The sequence below is a fragment of the Vibrio chagasii genome (genome assembly GCF_002954585.1).
Lineage (GTDB): Bacteria > Pseudomonadota > Gammaproteobacteria > Enterobacterales > Vibrionaceae > Vibrio > Vibrio chagasii_A.
The window spans coordinates 780,575-797,965 of the sequence record NZ_MSCI01000002.1 but is presented as its reverse complement, the minus strand read 5'-3'; the positions used below and the strand labels follow the sequence as shown (position 1 = coordinate 797,965).

The following is a 17,391-nucleotide window of genomic DNA, read 5'->3' as shown; positions in this document are numbered from 1 at the left end:
CCTGGTTGTTTACGGGGCTTTTACTTATCTATATGTACCCTAAAGATAGATTACTTATGGCGCTCTTTTAGCTTATTCACCACATCGTTCATCGATAGACCTTGGTCTTGCAATAGAACCATTAGGTGATAGATCAAGTCTGCTGATTCACAGACTAGCTCCGCCTTATCGCCCGACGTCGCCGCAAGCGCGACTTCAACGCCTTCTTCGCCCACTTTTTGCGATATACGCTTGGTGCCACGGGCATATAAGCTGGCAGTGTAAGAAGAGTCAGGATCTGCGTCCTTGCGGGCAGCCAGTAGCTGCTCAAGTTGATGAAGCCACACCATCTGAGACTCTTCCTGTGGATCCGAATCCCAGCATGTTGTCGTACCCAAGTGACACGTAGGACCGATTGGGTTCACTTTGACTAGCAAGGTATCGTTGTCGCAGTCCAGTGACATATTCACCAGTTGCAGAACATTTCCTGAAGTCTCACCTTTAGTCCAAAGGCGCTCTTTAGTACGAGAGAAAAAGGTCACTTGACCTGTTTCGCCCGTCTTTGCTAACGCATCTTGGTTCATGTAACCCATCATCAGCACTTGGCTTGACTGGAAATCTTGTACAATCGCAGGAACGAGACCGTCGACTTTATCCCAATTGATACGTTCAGCTAGCGTATTTACTTCTGTCGCTGCAAAACTCATAGACGCACCTCTACACCTTGTTGTTTTAGATACTGCTTTAACTCACCAATATTGATGACTTGTTTGTGAAATACCGAAGCCGCAAGCGCTCCATCCACATTAGTTTTGTTGTACGCTTCTGCGAAGTGCTCCATTGCACCTGCTCCACCCGAAGCAATCAATGGAACGTTACATACTTCACGTACCATGTTGAGCTGTTCAAGGTCATAGCCGTTGCGAACACCATCTTGGTTCATCATGTTCAACACAATTTCACCAGCGCCACGTTCCTGTACTTCCTGCACCCAATCTTTGGTTTCCCATTTGGTTGCTTTAGTACGCGCTTCATCGCCAGTGAATTGATAAACCTGGTACTTGCCGGTTTCTTTATCGAAGTATGAGTCGATACCAACAACGATACACTGCACACCGAATTTATCAGCCAGATCAGTGATCAATTGAGGGTTAGCCAGTGCTGGCGAGTTAATGGATACTTTGTCAGCTCCAAATTCTAAAATGCGAGCAGCATCTTCAGCCGACTTAATACCACCAGCGACACAGAAAGGAATATCAATCACCTCTGCAACACGCTTCACCCAACTCTTATCAACAACACGGCCATCACTTGATGCCGTGATGTCGTAAAATACTAATTCATCCGCGCCCTCTTCTGCATAGCGCTGTGCTAGCGGAACGATGTCGCCAATGATTTCGTGGTTACGGAACTGAACGCCCTTAACCACTTGTCCGTCACGGACATCCAAACAAGGGATTATTCGCTTTGCCAGCATGCAAATGCCTCCTCTGCGGTGAACTTACCATCAAGTAGCGCACGACCCACAATCACACCAGCCACACCGCTACCTTTTAGAGCTTCGATGTCTGCTAGGCTGCCAATGCCGCCCGATGATTGGAATTGAACCTGCGGGTACTGCTTACAAAGATCCACGTAAAGCTCTACGTTTGATCCTTCTAGCGTGCCATCACGAGAGATATCAGTACACAGAACGTGCTTAAGACCAACGGTTAGGTAATCTTCAACCAGCGCTTCAATGGTCACGCCTGAATCTTCCTGCCAACCTGAAATCGCCACTTTGCGAGTGCCGTTTTCGTCAATGTTGATGTCCAAAGCAAGAACGATTTTTTCAGCACCGTACTTTTCCATCCAGCCTTTAACAAGCTCTGGCTGTTTGACTGCCGTTGAACCAACCACAACACGTTGTGCTCCAGCTTCCAGTAGATCAATCACATCTTGTTCATTACGCACACCGCCGCCAATTTGAATGTTAGCCGGTGTGCTAGCCAGCAACTTAGCAATCAGGTCAAGTTGGCGCGCTGTTGTGTCTTTAGCGCCGGTAAGATCAACAAGGTGGAGCCAGTTAGCACCCGCTTGGTGATACAGATTGAACTGTTCAGCTGGGTCAACTTTGTATTCTGTTACTTGGCCGTAGTCGCCTTGGAATAAGCGAACAACTTGGCCTTCAATTAAATCTAATGCGGGAATAATCATTTACATTCCTTTTATGGCTGTGTTAGCCACTGCCTAATCCTTTATTACAATTCCAAGAAGTTCTGAATAAGTTTAGAACCAGCTTTTGATGAACGTTCTGGGTGGAACTGAACACCATAATAGTTACCGCTTTGCACCGCTGCGGTAAACGGATTACCGTAATCACACTGTGCGATGGTGTATTCACCTACTGGCATTGCGAAGCTGTGAACGAAGTAAAAGTACTCGCCTTCTTCAATGTATTTAAATAGAGGGTGATTCGGTGTTGCTGTGACGGTATTCCAGCCCATGTGTGGCAGTGGTAAATCGCCCGTATCCAGTAAACGAACTTCACCCTCACACAAGCCTAAACATTCAACTAACTCATCAGCTTTTTGGCCTTTCTCTTGAGACAGTTTGCCTAACAGCTGCATACCTAAACAGATTCCCAGTAGAGGCTTCTCTACTTGCTTCACAAGGCTAACAAGGTCACGCTCTTGCAGGTTTTTCATTGCTTCACTTGCTGTGCCTACACCGGGTAGGAATAACTTGTCAGCTGCAAGAACCACTTCTGGCTCTTTTGAAATTTCAACCGCATAGCCCAAACGTTCAATGGCGAACTTCACCGATGAAACATTGGCACAACCAGTATCAATAATGACGACTTTCTGCTCTTTCATACCCATTCCTTACAGGACACCTTTGCTGCTCGGTAACTCGTTACCTTCAACTTTAATTGCTTGGCGAAGTGTACGACCAAACGCTTTGAATAGGCTTTCAATGATGTGGTGATCATTGTTGCCAGCAGAAGAAAGGTGCAGCGTACAAGCCAGTGTGTCAGTTAATGAGCGGAAGAAGTGAACCACCATCTCCGTTGAAAGGTCACCCACTTGCTCACGGCTGAACTTAGCATCGAACTTCAAGTACGGGCGACCAGAAAGGTCTAACGCGCACTGAGCTAAACACTCATCCATTGGTAAGCTAAAGCCAAAGCGACCGATACCACGTTTGTCGCCTAGCGCATCTTTCAGAGCCTGGCCTAACGCAAGTGCTGTATCTTCTACCGTGTGGTGATCGTCAATGTGCAGATCGCCTTTCACAGTCAGGTTCATTTGGAAACCACCGTGCGTCGCAATTTGATCAAGCATGTGGTCGAAGAAACCCATGCCAGTGTCAATCTTGTTACCGCCCGTTTCATCAAGGTTTACCGCTACTTTGATGTCCGTTTCTTTCGTCGTTCGAACGACTTCAGCAACACGAGCGTTAACCGTTAAGTCTTTAACAATTTGTGGCCAGTTAAGTGTGCCTTCTGTTTCAGCATCTGGACCATATTGAATACCACGGATTGCCATGTTCTCTGCCAATTGCAGGTCAGTCACTCGGTCACCAATCACAACAGAGTGTTGGAAGTCTACTTTACCGCCTTGCAGATACTCTTTGACCATGCCCAGTTTTGGTTTACGGCAAGAGCAGTTGTCTTCGTCAAAGTGAGGGCAAATAAGCACGTCATCAAACTTTACGCCTTGAGATTCAAAGAAATCCATCATCATGTTGTGTGGCGCATCGAAATCTTCTTGTGGGTAGCTATCAGTACCAAGGCCATCTTGGTTAGTTACCATAACTAAGCGGTAGCCAGCGTCTTGTAATGCAAGCAGGCTAGGAATCACTAGCGGTTCAAATTTCAGTTTGTCTAAACGGTCTACTTGAAAATCGACTGGCGGCTCAACAATTAAGGTGCCGTCGCGGTCTATAAAAAGTATTTTTTGTTGTTTACTCACTTGAACTTCCTTTTAATTTTAAATCTGGTGGCCTAGCTGAAATTAAACGCCAACCCAAAATATAAGTTTCATTTATCAGCCTGCTATTTATCGCATAAAGGCTGACAAATGTTATTACTGGCAAGCCTTTCGTTACTGGTTAAAGTTACGAATGAATCCAAGTGTCTTTTCGCACTCTTCGCGGTTACCAATACTAATTCGAACACAGTCTTCAATTGGCGAATTACGTAAGATAATCCCACTGTCCCATGCCGCTTTAAATAGTTCGTCACCGTTCGGGAATTTAACCAAAAGGTAATTGCCCCAACCATCGAATACCGTAACGTTAGGCATCCCCATCAGACCAGCCTGTAGGTACGCTCGGTTAGCGCTTAAGTCCAGAACTTGAAACTTCGCTCTCGCAAGGCCTTGCTCTGAGAGTGCTTGAACTGCGATATCAGCAACAGGGATTGGCACTGGGTATGGCGCAATCACTTTCAACAATACATCGATAAGCTCTTGGTTCGCTAGCGTAAAGCCGCAGCGTAGTCCAGCCAATGCAAAAGCTTTAGACAGAGTACGCAGAATCGCTAAATTCGGGTATTGCTCAAGTAAATCAACGGTTGACGCTTCTGGGCAGAAGTCGATGTACGCTTCATCCATCACAACAATTGCTTTATCTTGAGTCATCTCAAGTAGCTTAATGATGTCCTTGCGTTCAACCAAATTACCAGTTGGGTTATTTGGGCTACAAACAAACACCACTTTCACGTTGTCTAGCTGAGCTTCAATCGAAGGAAGGTCAAGTTGCCACTCTGCAGTTAGAGGCACAACTTTACGCTCAACACCGATGGTTTCTGCACTGATTGCGTACATACCGTAGGTTGGTGGGCAGTAAAGGATAGCGTCTTCGTTCGGCTCACAAAAAGCACGAATCAGCAGTTCGATACCTTCATCAGCGCCTCGTGTCGTCAGAGTTTGCTCTGATTTCACACCTGCATATTGCGCGTAAGCATCAATCAACTCTTTAGGCTGACACTCGCTGTAACGATTAAGACGAGACAGGTTTAAGTTGTACTCGTTATCAAACGGAGATTCGTTGGCATTTAGCCATACATCACCGGTACCGCCAATGCGTCTTGCAGACAAGTAAGGTGTAAGAGCCTGAACTTGTTTTCTTGCTAACTTTTCCATGCCCTGCCCTTATTTAGCTTGGTTTAACTTTTCAACTCGGATTGTCACAGCACGTTTGTGTGCATCCAAGCCTTCGGCTTCCGCCATAGTAACTACTGTTGGTGCTAAGCCTTTTAGGCCATCAGCACTCAGTTCTTGTACAGTCATACGTTTTGAGAAATCAGCTAAACCAAGGCTAGAGTATGTCTTGGTGTAACCGTAAGTCGGCAATACGTGGTTAGTGCCAGAGGCATAGTCGCCTGCAGATTCTGGAGACCAATCGCCAAGGAAGATAGAGCCTGCATTGTCTAGCAATGGCAGCAATTCACGTGGGTTCTTGGTTTGAACGATCAAGTGTTCAGGACCGTAGAAGTTTGAAATCGCTATCGCTTGAGTGATAGATTCAGCGATGATGATTAGGCTTGATGCCAACGCTTGCTGAGCGATACTCGCGCGAGACAGCTCTTTCAATTGTTTTTGAACGGCTTCGGTCACTTGATCCGCAATCAATGGAGAAGGTGTGACCAACACCACTTGAGAATCAGGGCCGTGCTCGGCTTGGCTCAACAAGTCAGCCGCAATGAAGTCTGCGTCTGCCGTTTCATCAGCAATCACTAACACTTCTGATGGACCAGCTGGCATATCAATCGCCGCGCCACGGAAGTCATTGCTCACTTGGCGTTTCGCTTCAGTTACGAAGGCATTACCTGGGCCGAAAATCTTATCGACTTTAGCAACACTTTCCGTACCGTAAGCCATCGCAGCAACCGCTTGACCACCACCAACGTTGTAAACCTCATCGATCTTACAAAGCTTAGCGACATACAAAATCTCGTCAGCGATTGGTGGAGGCGAACAAAGTACAACCTTACGACAACCTGCGATTTGAGCGGGAACACCTAACATAAGAACCGTTGACGGAAGCGGCGCACTGCCACCCGGGATGTACAGACCAACCGTGTTAATTGCACGTGTCACTTGCTCACACACAACACCTGGTTGCGTCTCAACTTTAATTGGTTGAAGTTTCTGAGCTTCGTGGAACTTAGCAATATTGCTGTAAGCTTGTTCTAGCGCCTGCTTCATTTCTGGAGTTAGACGAGCGCTCGCTTCTTCAATCTCATCTGAACTTACTCGAATTGATTTTGGAGTCACGCGGTCAAACTTCTCAGTCAGTTCTTTAAGCGCTGCATCGCCCTCATTTCGTACTTTTGCAATAACATCAGAAACTGTCGCTGTGATGTTTGCACCTTCAGTAATAGCGGGACGCTCTAATACCGAGTCTTGCTGTGACTCACTTAAAGATTGCCAAACAACGGTTCTCATCGTCATTACCCCATCATTTTTTCGATTGGTAGTACTAGAATCGAGCTAGCGCCCAACTCTTTCAGCTGTTCCATCGTTTCCCAGAACAAGTTCTCTGTACTTACTAGGTGAACAGCTACTTTATCTTTATCCGTTGATAGTGGAAGAACCGTTGGATCTTCAGCACCAGGCAGTAGTGCTTTGATTTGCTCCAGCTGAGAAGTTGGCGCGTGTAGCATGATGTACTTCGATTCTTTCGCTTGTTGAACACCCTGCATACGAGTCAGTAGTTTTTCAATCAATGCTGTTTTGTCTGCGTCGAATTCACCAGTACGTTGAATCAAGGTCGCTTTAGATTGGAAAATCACTTCCGCTTCTTTTAGGCCGTTTGCTTCTAGCGTCGCACCAGTAGAAACCAAGTCCGCGATTGCGTCTGCAAGGCCAGCGCGAGGAGCTACTTCAACCGAGCCTGTTAGCATACAAGTGCTGAAATCAACACCCTGCTCGTCCATGTAGGCTTTAAGTAGTTGTGGGTAGGTTGTTGCAATACGCTTGCCCGCTAGATCTTGTGGGCCGTTGTACTCTTCATCTTTGTTAATTGCGATAGATAAACGGCAGCCACCGAAATCTAGACGACGTAGTGTTTCGAACTCTGCAGGCTCTTTAAGAGCAAGGCGATCTAGACGAACTTCTTCAAGCTCATTTTCACCGATAAAACCAAGGTCAACCACACCGTCCATGATAAGACCTGGGATGTCGTCATCACGAACTAATAGCAGGTCAATTGGCATATTTAGTGAATGAACGACTAGGCGCTCACCCATGATGTTAAATTTAACACCACATTTTTTTAGTAGGTCTTGGCACTCTTTACTTAAGCGACCTTTCTTTTGAATTGCGATTCTTAGGCGTTGTGTCTGCATTGCTGTATCCCTGTGCAAATATTTGAATTTATTGATTATTTAAAAGCGCTAAAACTAAAAAACCCTCGGAAGACTCTGTCATCCCGAGGGTTTAAATCTAAATTCTTTTGACTTAACCTCCGGGAGTAATCATGCTCCCGGGTATACGTAAATCTCCCCGAAAGACTAGATAGGGTGATGATGGTGATGAATGTTCATTACTAATTTACGCATACTTATTAGCTCTTAGGTTGTTTGCTGTCTTGTCTCCACACTAACTAAGGTAAGATCCTTTTTCAACCATTTATTCGAACTTTTTTCACGAAACTTAAAATTAAATTAACAGGCATAAAAAAGGGAGGCCAACGCCTCCCTGATAGTTTACTGATTAACTTTCGTTTTTAGCTTTTACATGTCGCCATTTTGCAACGAGAGAAATAAGCCAGAGCGAAACATACAGATACGAACGTTAGTGCTGCAGCGCTGAATGCGATACCGATAGAAGCTGTCATACCTAAGGTAATAAAGCCAATACACGATACAAATGCGACTGACAGCGCGTACGGAAGCTGTGTCGATACGTGGTCGATGTGGTTACAACGAGCACCAGTAGAAGACAGAATCGTCGTATCAGAGATTGGAGAACAGTGGTCACCAAATACTGCACCCGCTAGAACCGCACTTAACATAGGAAGAATCAGTGCGATATCCGATGCTGCTGCCATGTCACCTGCGATAGGTAGCATGATACCGAACGTACCCCATGAAGTACCTGTAGAGAACGCCATAACGCCCGCTAGAAGGAACAAGATAACTGGTAGCCAGTGGTAATCGATGCTGCCCGTTACTAGAGATGATAGGTACGAACCTGTTTTCATGTCACCGATTACAGAACCGATAGTCCAAGCGAACACAAGGATTAGGATAGCGCCAAACATAGAGCTCGCACCGATCCACATCGTTCTTGCGATGTCTGCCATAGATAGCTTCTGCTTAAATACAGTCGCTAGCGCAACAAGAAGACCGATGATGCCACCGTAAACAAGAGATTTACCAACATCTGTATTTTCGAATGCACCAAGTAGGTTAAACGCTTGACCATCAGCAGCTAACGCTTGACCGCCTGTGTAAAGCATTGCTGCAACTGTCGCTACGATCAATGAAACGATCGGCATGATTAGGTCAGAAACAGAACCGTTCTCGCTCTCTTCGATATCTAGCTCTTCGTTTAAATCGTGAGCTTGCTGGCTATCGTTGTCACCTTCAAAACCACGGCCTTGAGACGCTTCGATTTCGTGATCGCGCATCTTACCAACATCTAGACCAAACCATGCAACTGCAAATACCATAAGCAGTGCGAACACAGCGTAGAAGTTCATTGGAATAAGACGAACGTAAGCACCCAGTGCAGAATACTCAGTCACACCGTGTGTTACTAGGATGCCACCGATGATGGTAATGATGTAAGCACCCCAGCTAGAAGCGGGCATGATCACACACATTGGTGCAGCTGTAGAATCAAGAATATAAGCTAGCTTAGCGCGAGATACGTAGAAACGGTCTGTAACAGGACGAGAGATTGCACCCACTGCCAAGCTGTTGAAGTAATCATCAACAAAGATGAATACACCTAAGAATGCAGCAAGCAGTTTTGAACCACGCTTGCTCTTAACTCGAGATTGAGCCCACTCAGCGAATGCACGAGTACCACCAGAAAGCGTTAATAGCGCTGTTGTCATTCCAAGAATAATTAGGAAAGCAATGATGCTCATGTTCCAAGTATTGATACCACCATCTTCGATGAAAACACCAGATGCTTTAGTAAATACGTAGCTAGCGGCATTACCTACTGAATAGTCAGCCAGTAAGATGGCACCCATAACGATACCGACACCCAAAGAAACCAATACACGGCGGGTAACAATAGCAAGACTTAAAGCCACAAGTGGCGGAAGCAAAGATAAAGGAGATGTTGCAAAATCTATTAAATTCATGATCTTCAAAAACCAGTTTTTTATTTGGCTAGAGATCTACTGCAGACAAACTTGATACGGCTGACCAAGTTCATGTTGAACTAAGCGAAAGGGAAGTGAACACTTCACCCAACCCTACAGTAGCGCTCCATAGTTTAAAATTAAGACTATGGCAGTGTTGTACCTATTGAGCACAACCCCAGCAAATTGCTTAGATATACAATTTACTTCGGCAATTACACCTTTCATTCCCGTTCATTGGCATCACCCCAACGAAAACTACTTTTTATAATTGCACCTCTACGTGCGACAACATTATTAACCAATCAAACAACAGTTTAACAAATGATTAACCAAAGCATCGCATCAGGTAGCCGCAATTGTACCCATCAAGAGCAACAATGCAACATATCATTCCGAGAAAAACAGCTTTTTATTTATGAACTAATCAACCTAAGCGTAGTCAACATAAGGTAATTACTCCACCAGTCACATATCAGTTTTTAAGATAGTCTTAATATCTATTATAAATTCAATAGAAAGGTGCATGGAAATTTTCAACTATTCATCTCACTTTTATATTTAAATATGTAATAGAAGAAATACTATTTGTTTTATTCCTAAGCTCTGTTTATTATTAGGTGGATTATTTAGTTTACCTTGATGGAAAATATCATGTCTGAATTAACAAAAACTCTATTAAATATCCGTAGCCTTCGCGCATTCTCACGTGAATTAACTCTTGAGCAATTAGAAGAAGCGCTAGACAAGCTAACTATTGTTGTACAAGAGCGTCAAGAGTCTGAAGCTGAAGAACGTGCAGCAAAAGCAGCACAAGAAGCTAAACTTTCTGCTATTGCTGAGCAAATCGCAAAAGACGGCATTGATGTTGCTGATCTTATTGCTGCGCTTTCTGGCGAAGCAAAATCTAAATCAACAAAAGCGAAACGCGCTCCTCGTCCAGCTAAATACAAATATGTAGATGCGAATGGCGACGAGAAAACTTGGACAGGCCAAGGTCGTACACCTTCAGCTATCCAAGAGCAACTAGACGCTGGTAAATCTCTAGAAGAATTCGCTATCTAACTGTTCAATTTGCATAATAGGTGCTCCAATTACCGACTAAGCAATAGAATTAATATTTAAGTCGACCAAAGTATTATTTACGGCTTCAATATATTTAGAAACAAAAAAGGCTCCTTTCGGAGCCTTTTTTATATTTTGTTACTCATTAATGTCTTTTATAAACATCGGTGCGTATTTGATAAACTTGTACGCACCAGATGAACAAAGTTTCTTATCTTTCCCAGTACGCTTCTTCTAGGCTATCTTCTCTTTCAGGAAGACCGCGAGATAAACGCGGAGAGTGCTGAACCAATACTTCATAGCTCGCACGGTTTGAATATTTACAAACTTGTGAGAAAGAAGAATATGTCAGGAATGAATGTTGGTGCTTGCTTGAGTTTGGCACGTTTTCTTTGTGGTACTTATTCGCAGCCATATCATGCAATAAAGCCGATAAAGCCGCATCACCAGCACCATTAGTATTTTTGATCTTTTCTGGACCGCCCATATAAGGAGCAATATGTGAATAAACTTTCGTTGGGTTTTCACATAGATCTTTATGAGCCGGACGACTAAATTCGTAACGGTTGAATTCGGCAATAGAACCAGGGAGTAAAGGCAGTGATGTTTCACGCTTCGCTGCTTCTTCTGTGTAACCCGCCATAAATAAGCCAACAGGACCAGCTGTACATAATACTAGGTCTACCCAGTCTAGCGCTTTATCAGAGGCAGCGAGTGGATCGCTTTCGCCAGTTAAAGCTTCAGCTTCGTCTTCATTCATTGCAACAACGGTTACGTGTTGCTCTAAGAAATCTTTCCAGAATTCAGGATCGTCTTGAATAACAAATTTCGTACCCAGTGTTAAAACAACAGGCACATCGTATTTCTTCGCGTATTCGATCGCTTTCATTGTTGCTTCAGGCATAGGGTCACCTGGTTTACAACGAACCAAATAAGCAGTTAATACTAAAGCAGAAGCACTTTTGAAAATCTTTTCAGGAATACTTTCTGGATTTAGTTGGTTCATTTGACCTTCGCTAATTGCGAAAGTACGTTCACCGTCTTCAGTAATTAATGCAAAGCAGCGACCAATTGCGCCATCTACCCCTTGTAAATGGTTCAAATCCATTCTGCTTGATGTATTACATAAATAGCGGTAACCATAACTACCGATTTTAATATCTTGGCTCATTACGCCCAGCAGCGTTGAGCGGTCATCCGCCAGTACTGAATAGTTGTGTAATGTATTACCAATAGTGCCACCAGCATATTCATTGGTAATTAAGCACTGTTCTTTGAGTTCTTGATATAAAGACTCAGCCGCTTCATCACCGATAACCAGTGAGTGTCCCTTACTTAAACCGTACTTCTCAATAAGTTCAGAACTCACTTTTGCTTCAATATCCACCAAAGTTTGGTCAATACCGATAATATGAGTACGTGACATGCTTTTACTGCTTTGAGCTTGGCTCACTAATGGATCACGAGCGTGAACCGGAAAATAGTGCTTTGATTTACGTTGTCCAGGGAATTTCATAGGGCTAGTCTAAGTCAAGGGGAAATAGGTGGCGGATTCTACCGTGCTATATTTAACGCGGCAATCATTCAAACTATAGCAAACGTTTGCTGAGCTATTTTTTTATTCGCCTTCCATAAAGCTTAAATCAGGCAGCATCTCTAAATGCTCGGCATAACGCTTTTGGTTAAACTCTGCGCCATTTTTCATTACGTCAAATACTTCAACGGCAAGTGCACATGCCATTGCTGCAATTGCATCTTCACGCGCTGTGCCTGTCATCATCAGACGCATTAACGTCTCTTTTACCTTAATTGGCTGGCCGTCTTCTAGCTGATTTTCAATAATTTCAATCAACTGCTCTTCTTGCATAAATTCGTTTTGTTCAGACATTTTTTTATCTCAGGTCTTGGATTTCGAGCGACTATGCCACATATACTTCTGACATCCTAGCGACTCACCTCGCTCTCATGCGATTCCTAACAAACTCAGCGCACTATTTGTGCAAATGAAACTGTGATTCCGGTCTCGGATCTGTCACGGCGTTTCTCTTTCTGTTAGAATCTGCGACCAAGTAATAGTAACGGTGTTTAGACATGTCAGATATCAGCTCTGGAAACAGCGAAAAGAAAGTAATTGTCGGTATGTCCGGCGGTGTAGATTCGTCAGTATCGGCGTATCTTCTTCAGCAACAAGGCTATCAGGTAGAAGGCCTTTTCATGAAAAACTGGGAAGAAGACGATAACGAAGAATACTGCACAGCAGCTGAAGATCTTGCTGATGCTCAAGCGGTATGTGACAAACTAGGTATCCACCTTCACACTATCAACTTTGCTGCAGAATACTGGGACAACGTATTTGAATACTTCCTTGCGGAATACAAAGCAGGCCGTACGCCTAACCCAGATATTCTTTGTAACAAAGAAATCAAATTCAAAGCATTCTTAGAGTTTGCCGATGAAGTACTAGACGCAGACTACATTGCGATGGGTCACTATGTTCGTCGTACTTTCCCGACTCAAGAAGAACTAGAGGCTGGCGTTAAACCAGAAATGCTACGCGGTCTAGACAGCAACAAAGACCAAAGCTACTTCCTTTACACACTAAGCTCAGATCAAGTTGCGCGCAGCCTATTCCCAGTTGGTGAACTAGAGAAGCCTGAAGTTCGACGCATTGCTGAAGAGCAAGACTTAATCACCGCGAAGAAGAAAGATTCGACAGGTATCTGTTTTATCGGTGAGCGTAAGTTCACAGAGTTCCTTGGCAAATACCTACCAGCACAACCAGGTGATATCGAAACACCAGAAGGTAAAGTGATTGGTAAGCACAACGGTCTGATGTACCACACATTGGGTCAGCGTAAAGGCCTTCACATTGGTGGCACCAAAGGCGGTGGCGGTAACGAAGACCCTTGGTTTGTTGGCGAAAAAGACCTTAAACGTAATGTTCTGATTGCCGTACAAGGTAAGGATCACCCACTTCTAAAATCAGAAGGTTTGATCGCTTCTCAGCTTCATTGGGTAAATCGCACACCAATTACTGAAGTTATGACATGCACGGTAAAAACACGTTACCGTCAAACCGATATTCCTTGTACAATCATCCCAATTGATGACGAGAACATTAAGGTTATTTTTGACGAGCCACAAATCGCAGTGACCCCAGGTCAATCTGCAGTATTCTACCAAGATGACGTATGTCTTGGTGGTGGTATCATCGAAAAACGCATCTAACTGATCGAACGACAAACGATAGAAGACAACTAGGAGTTACTACGTGGCTAATACACTTTATGACCGTACTATTGCTTTCGCCGGAATTTGCCAAGCTGTGGCTTTGGTTCAACAAGTAGCGAAAGACGGCCATTGTGATAAAGATGCCTTCGAAGCTTCACTCAGTGCTATTTTGAACACTAACCCAGCGAACACTGTGGGTGTTTTTGGGCGTGAAGCTAACCTAAAACTTGGGCTTGAGTGCCTAGTAAAAGGTATCGATAGTACTCCTGCTGGTAGCGATATTACTCGTTACATCATCAGCTTAATGGCGCTTGAACGTAAGCTATCATCTCGCAACGATTCTATGTCTCAGCTTGGTGACCGCATTCAAACAGCAGAGCGCCAGAGTGAACATTTCGACTTGTTTGATGAACAAATGATCAGCAACCTAGCGAGCATCTATCTTGATGTTGTAAGCCCAATCGGCCCTCGTATTCAGGTTTCTGGTACACCAGCGGTACTTCAACAAACCTCGAGCCAACACAAGGTTCGCGCCCTACTACTCTCAGGGATTCGAAGTGCTGTTCTATGGCGTCAAGTTGGCGGCAAACGTCGTCACCTTATCTTCGGTCGCAAGAAGATGATCGAGCAGGCTCAAATCCTATTAGCTCGAATGTAACTTATTAGCTCGCGCCTCGTCGCGAGCTTGTTTTTTTGTATCAACACAACTCTCACGCAAACGTTTGCGCAATGTGCGTGACAATTGAGATTGTTACTGGTATAAACCTCTCAAAATTTAGAAAACTCAATTCAGGAGAACACCATGGAACTGTCAGCATTGACTGCTGTTTCACCAGTAGACGGCCGTTACGGAAGTAAGACTATTGCATTACGCAGCATCTTTAGTGAGTTTGGTCTACTAAAGTACCGCTCTATCGTTGAAATTCGTTGGTTACAAAAGCTTGCAGCTACTGATGCAATCAAAGAAGTACCAGCGTTCAGTGCAGAAGCTAACCAGTTTCTTGATGAACTAGCCGCTAACTTCAGCGAAGAAGATGCTCTACGTATCAAAGAGATCGAGCGCACAACAAACCACGACGTAAAAGCGGTTGAGTACTTCTTGAAAGAGAAAGTAGCTGGCGTTCCTGAGCTTCACGCTGTAAACGAATTCATCCACTTTGCATGTACTTCTGAAGACATCAACAACACGTCTCACGCGCTTATGCTTAAAGAAGCTCGTGACGAAGTTGTTCTTCCAGAAATCCGCAACGTAATCGACGCAATCAAAGCACTTGCGAGCGAATACCGCGACATTCCTCTTCTATCTCGTACACACGGTCAGCCGGCTTCTCCTTCTACTATGGGTAAAGAGATGGCTAACGTTGCGTACCGTATGGAACGTCAATACAAGCAAATCGAAAACGTTGAGATCCTAGCGAAAATCAACGGTGCTGTTGGTAACTACAACGCACACCTTTCTGCATACCCAGAAGTAGATTGGCACCAGTTCTCTGAAGAGTTCATCACTGAGTCTCTTGGTGTAACTTGGAACCCGTACACAACTCAAATCGAACCTCACGATTACATCGCTGAGCTATTCGACGCGATTGCTCGTTTCAACACTATCCTTCTAGACTTCGACCGTGACGTTTGGGGCTACATTGCTCTTGGCCACTTCAAGCAGAAAACGATTGCTGGTGAAATCGGCTCATCTACAATGCCGCACAAAGTTAACCCAATTGACTTCGAAAACTCAGAAGGCAACCTTGGTCTAGCTAACGCTGTATTCGGCCACCTAGCGCAAAAACTTCCAGTTTCTCGCTGGCAACGTGACCTAACTGACTCTACGGTTCTTCGTAACCTAGGTGTTGGTGTTGGCTACGCTATCATTGCATACACTTCAACTCTGAAAGGTATTAGCAAGCTAGAAGTTAACCGCGAAGCACTACTTGCTGAACTAGACAAGAACTGGGAAGTTCTAGCTGAACCAGTACAAACAGTAATGCGTCGTTACGGCATCGAGAAGCCATACGAGAAGCTTAAAGAGCTAACTCGTGGTAAGCGTGTAGATGGCGAAGGCATGCGTGCATTCATCGACGGTCTAGAGATCCCTGAAGACGAGAAAGTTCGTCTAAAAGAGATGACTCCAGCGAACTACATCGGTCAAGCTATCGAGCTAACTGACAAGCTGTAATTCGAGTTTCGAATTAGATGATATGAAAAGGCTTCCTATGTGGAAGCCTTTTTATTGCGCGGAACTAAATCTATCGCCAAAAGAATCGTCAACATAGAACACCAAGCCTTCTCCAATTGATCTACTCGTCCCTTACTCATTCGATTTAACTACCTAGCGACAACTGCACCTCATACCTCATGTCTCACACTTATTATCTTTAACGCCAAGATCAAAAAAGGCCTCCCGAAGGAAGCCTTTCATATTCTCTCATTGTGTTAGAGATTACATGTTACGTAGAGACGCGATACGCTTATCTAGCGGTGGGTGGCTCATTAGAAGCTCTGTTAGAGAACGCTTACCGTTGATACCAAATGCCATCATAGAACCTTCTAATTGTGGCTCGTGGCTCACCTTCAGACGCTCTAGAGCAGCAATCATCTTCTCTTTACCCACTAAGTGAGCAGCACCTGCATCAGCATGGAACTCACGATGGCGGCTGTACCACATGGTGATGAAGCTCGCTAGGAAACCGAATACCAATTCCAGCACCATAGACACACCGAAGTACACCATCATGTTGCTGCCACCTTCTTCCTCGTTGTCATTCGATGCCACAATGTTGGCAATGAAACGAGATAGGAAAATAACGAACGTGTTCACGACACCTTGCATCAGCGTCATTGTCACCATGTCGCCGTTTGCGATGTGACTAACTTCGTGAGCCAGTACCGCTTCAGCTTCATCACGCGTCATGTTGTGTAGCAAACCAGTTGATACCGCGACCAGTGAATCGTCACGCTTAGCGCCTGTCGCAAATGCGTTGATGTCTGGCGAGTCATAGATCGCCACTGTCGGCATACCAATACCAACCTGTTGAGATTGACGGCTTACCGTCTCCATCAACCAATGTTCTGTTTCGTTACGCGGGCTTTCAATAACCATACCGCCAACAGAACGAAGTGCCATTTTCTTTGACATCATTAGTGAGATGAATGAGCCGCCGAAACCGAATACCGCAGCCATCACCAGTAAGCCTGAGAGGCTACCTGGTTGCATACCTGTGACTGCGTATACAATATTAAGAACAACACTTAGAACCAATACAACCGCAAGGTTGGTTGCAAGGAACAACATTACTCGCTTCATTACTTATCTCCGCATGAAAGCTGTTTTTATCAAACTTATTGTTATAGACAAGGCAGACAGCAATTGATTCCAACCTTGACGACTTATACTTACTTATACATATAGTCTTAGATTAAGAAAACAAGGTTAAGCATTAAATTGAAACATTTGATTACGGGAGTAGCGCAATTCGCACTCGTCCATTAGACCTAAGTAGTATGGTCTACCTCTAACGATCCGTTTAGAGTGTCAGTCAATTAATGTATTGGCTAGTTCATGTAACAAAAGGAAAGGATCATGGTTGAAGGTACTAACACTCAAATGGCTATCGATTTACTGTGCTGTCACCTAGGGATTACTGAAGAAGAAGCGAAAAAACAGATCGGTATTCTTACGCCAGAATCAGCTCAAAAAAACATCACAGAGACACAGCAAGCACTAATGGGGCTGACTAAAGAGCACTAATCCCTTGCTTGACTCTATAAAGGCTTAAATAGCAAAAGGGCTGCAATCGCAGCCCTTTTCTTATT

17 protein-coding genes, 1 riboswitch and 1 other annotated feature are annotated in these 17,391 nt (G+C 44.4%); of the genes, 5 read left to right on the top strand and 12 right to left on the bottom strand.

The features are described 5' to 3' along the window. Nucleotides 1–50 precede the first annotated feature (50 nt). From hisIE to BTO10_RS11735, 9 genes are all read right to left on the bottom strand, one after another. Nucleotides 51–686 carry a bifunctional phosphoribosyl-AMP cyclohydrolase/phosphoribosyl-ATP diphosphatase HisIE gene (gene hisIE, locus BTO10_RS11775; RefSeq protein WP_105024630.1) on the bottom strand — a complete coding sequence of 212 codons (636 nt, stop codon included), beginning with the start codon at nt 684–686 and terminating at the stop codon, nt 51–53. Then, entirely contained in the window at nt 683–1,456 is a 774-nt protein-coding gene (hisF, locus tag BTO10_RS11770) for an imidazole glycerol phosphate synthase subunit HisF (RefSeq protein WP_105024629.1), read from the bottom strand. The genes hisIE and hisF overlap by 4 nt, the downstream gene beginning before the upstream one ends. Next, entirely contained in the window at nt 1,438–2,175 is a 738-nt protein-coding gene (gene hisA / locus BTO10_RS11765) for a 1-(5-phosphoribosyl)-5-[(5-phosphoribosylamino)methylideneamino]imidazole-4-carboxamide isomerase (RefSeq protein WP_105024628.1), read from the bottom strand. Before hisA ends, hisF begins: the two co-directional genes overlap by 19 nt. 44 nt (nt 2,176–2,219) lie before the next feature. Next, the gene (gene hisH / locus BTO10_RS11760) at nt 2,220–2,834 is read right to left on the bottom strand and encodes an imidazole glycerol phosphate synthase subunit HisH (protein WP_105024627.1); all 615 of its coding nucleotides are present in this window, start codon (nt 2,832–2,834) and stop codon (nt 2,220–2,222) included. A gap of 9 nt (nt 2,835–2,843) precedes the next feature. Continuing rightward, nucleotides 2,844–3,932: a bifunctional histidinol-phosphatase/imidazoleglycerol-phosphate dehydratase HisB gene (gene hisB / locus BTO10_RS11755; protein WP_008223535.1), complete on the bottom strand. Its 1,089-nt coding sequence runs from the start codon at nt 3,930–3,932 to the stop codon at nt 2,844–2,846. 132 nt (nt 3,933–4,064) lie between these two features. Then, nucleotides 4,065–5,105 carry a histidinol-phosphate transaminase gene (gene hisC / locus BTO10_RS11750; protein ID WP_105024626.1) on the bottom strand — a complete coding sequence of 347 codons (1,041 nt, stop codon included), beginning with the start codon at nt 5,103–5,105 and terminating at the stop codon, nt 4,065–4,067. A 9-nt stretch (nt 5,106–5,114) separates the two neighbouring features. Next, nucleotides 5,115–6,416 (bottom strand): histidinol dehydrogenase, encoded by a 1,302-nt coding sequence (gene hisD, locus BTO10_RS11745; RefSeq protein ID WP_105024625.1) that lies wholly within the window; start codon nt 6,414–6,416, stop codon nt 5,115–5,117. Continuing rightward, the gene (gene hisG / locus BTO10_RS11740; RefSeq protein WP_061031761.1) at nt 6,416–7,312 is read right to left on the bottom strand and encodes an ATP phosphoribosyltransferase; all 897 of its coding nucleotides are present in this window, start codon (nt 7,310–7,312) and stop codon (nt 6,416–6,418) included. Before hisG ends, hisD begins: the two co-directional genes overlap by 1 nt. Nucleotides 7,313–7,365: 53 nt before the next feature. Further along, nucleotides 7,366–7,502: a sequence feature (His leader region), on the bottom strand. A 190-nt stretch (nt 7,503–7,692) separates the two neighbouring features. Then, nucleotides 7,693–9,285: a Na+/H+ antiporter NhaC family protein gene (locus tag BTO10_RS11735; protein WP_105024624.1), complete on the bottom strand. Its 1,593-nt coding sequence runs from the start codon at nt 9,283–9,285 to the stop codon at nt 7,693–7,695. A gap of 112 nt (nt 9,286–9,397) precedes the next feature. Beyond that, nucleotides 9,398–9,575, bottom strand: a riboswitch (Lysine riboswitch). A 364-nt stretch (nt 9,576–9,939) separates the two neighbouring features. Here BTO10_RS11735 and BTO10_RS11730 point away from each other — a divergent pair. Continuing rightward, a complete protein-coding gene (locus tag BTO10_RS11730; protein WP_105024623.1) occupies nt 9,940–10,350 on the top strand; it encodes an H-NS family histone-like protein in 411 nt (136 codons plus the stop codon). A 211-nt stretch (nt 10,351–10,561) separates the two neighbouring features. Here BTO10_RS11730 and BTO10_RS11725 read toward each other — a convergent pair whose 3' ends face one another. Both BTO10_RS11725 and BTO10_RS11720 read right to left on the bottom strand, forming a co-directional pair. Beyond that, nucleotides 10,562–11,866 (bottom strand): inosine/guanosine kinase, encoded by a 1,305-nt coding sequence (locus BTO10_RS11725; protein WP_105024622.1) that lies wholly within the window; start codon nt 11,864–11,866, stop codon nt 10,562–10,564. Between the two features lie 102 nt (nt 11,867–11,968). Then, nucleotides 11,969–12,238, bottom strand: a complete 270-nt coding sequence (locus tag BTO10_RS11720; protein WP_102426520.1) for a hypothetical protein — start codon at nt 12,236–12,238, stop codon at nt 11,969–11,971. Nucleotides 12,239–12,441: 203 nt separating this feature from the next. Here BTO10_RS11720 and mnmA point away from each other — a divergent pair, with 203 nt between their 5' ends. The 3 genes from mnmA (at nt 12,442) to purB (ending at nt 15,754) form a co-directional block, all read left to right on the top strand. Continuing rightward, nucleotides 12,442–13,578, top strand: a complete 1,137-nt coding sequence (gene mnmA, locus BTO10_RS11715) for a tRNA 2-thiouridine(34) synthase MnmA (RefSeq protein ID WP_061031765.1) — start codon at nt 12,442–12,444, stop codon at nt 13,576–13,578. A gap of 43 nt (nt 13,579–13,621) precedes the next feature. Beyond that, entirely contained in the window at nt 13,622–14,239 is a 618-nt protein-coding gene (hflD, locus tag BTO10_RS11710; RefSeq protein WP_061031766.1) for a high frequency lysogenization protein HflD, read from the top strand. A 144-nt stretch (nt 14,240–14,383) separates the two neighbouring features. Next, complete coding sequence (gene purB, locus BTO10_RS11705) at nt 14,384–15,754, top strand: adenylosuccinate lyase (protein WP_105024621.1); 1,371 nt, start codon at nt 14,384–14,386, stop codon at nt 15,752–15,754. Between the two features lie 264 nt (nt 15,755–16,018). Here purB and htpX read toward each other — a convergent pair whose 3' ends face one another. Continuing rightward, nucleotides 16,019–16,882: a protease HtpX gene (htpX, locus tag BTO10_RS11700; protein ID WP_032498836.1), complete on the bottom strand. Its 864-nt coding sequence runs from the start codon at nt 16,880–16,882 to the stop codon at nt 16,019–16,021. Nucleotides 16,883–17,158: 276 nt separating this feature from the next. On the opposite strand from htpX, the gene BTO10_RS23480 reads away from it, so the two are divergent. Then, a complete protein-coding gene (locus BTO10_RS23480; RefSeq protein WP_004742006.1) occupies nt 17,159–17,326 on the top strand; it encodes a hypothetical protein in 168 nt (55 codons plus the stop codon). Nucleotides 17,327–17,391 lie beyond the last annotated feature (65 nt).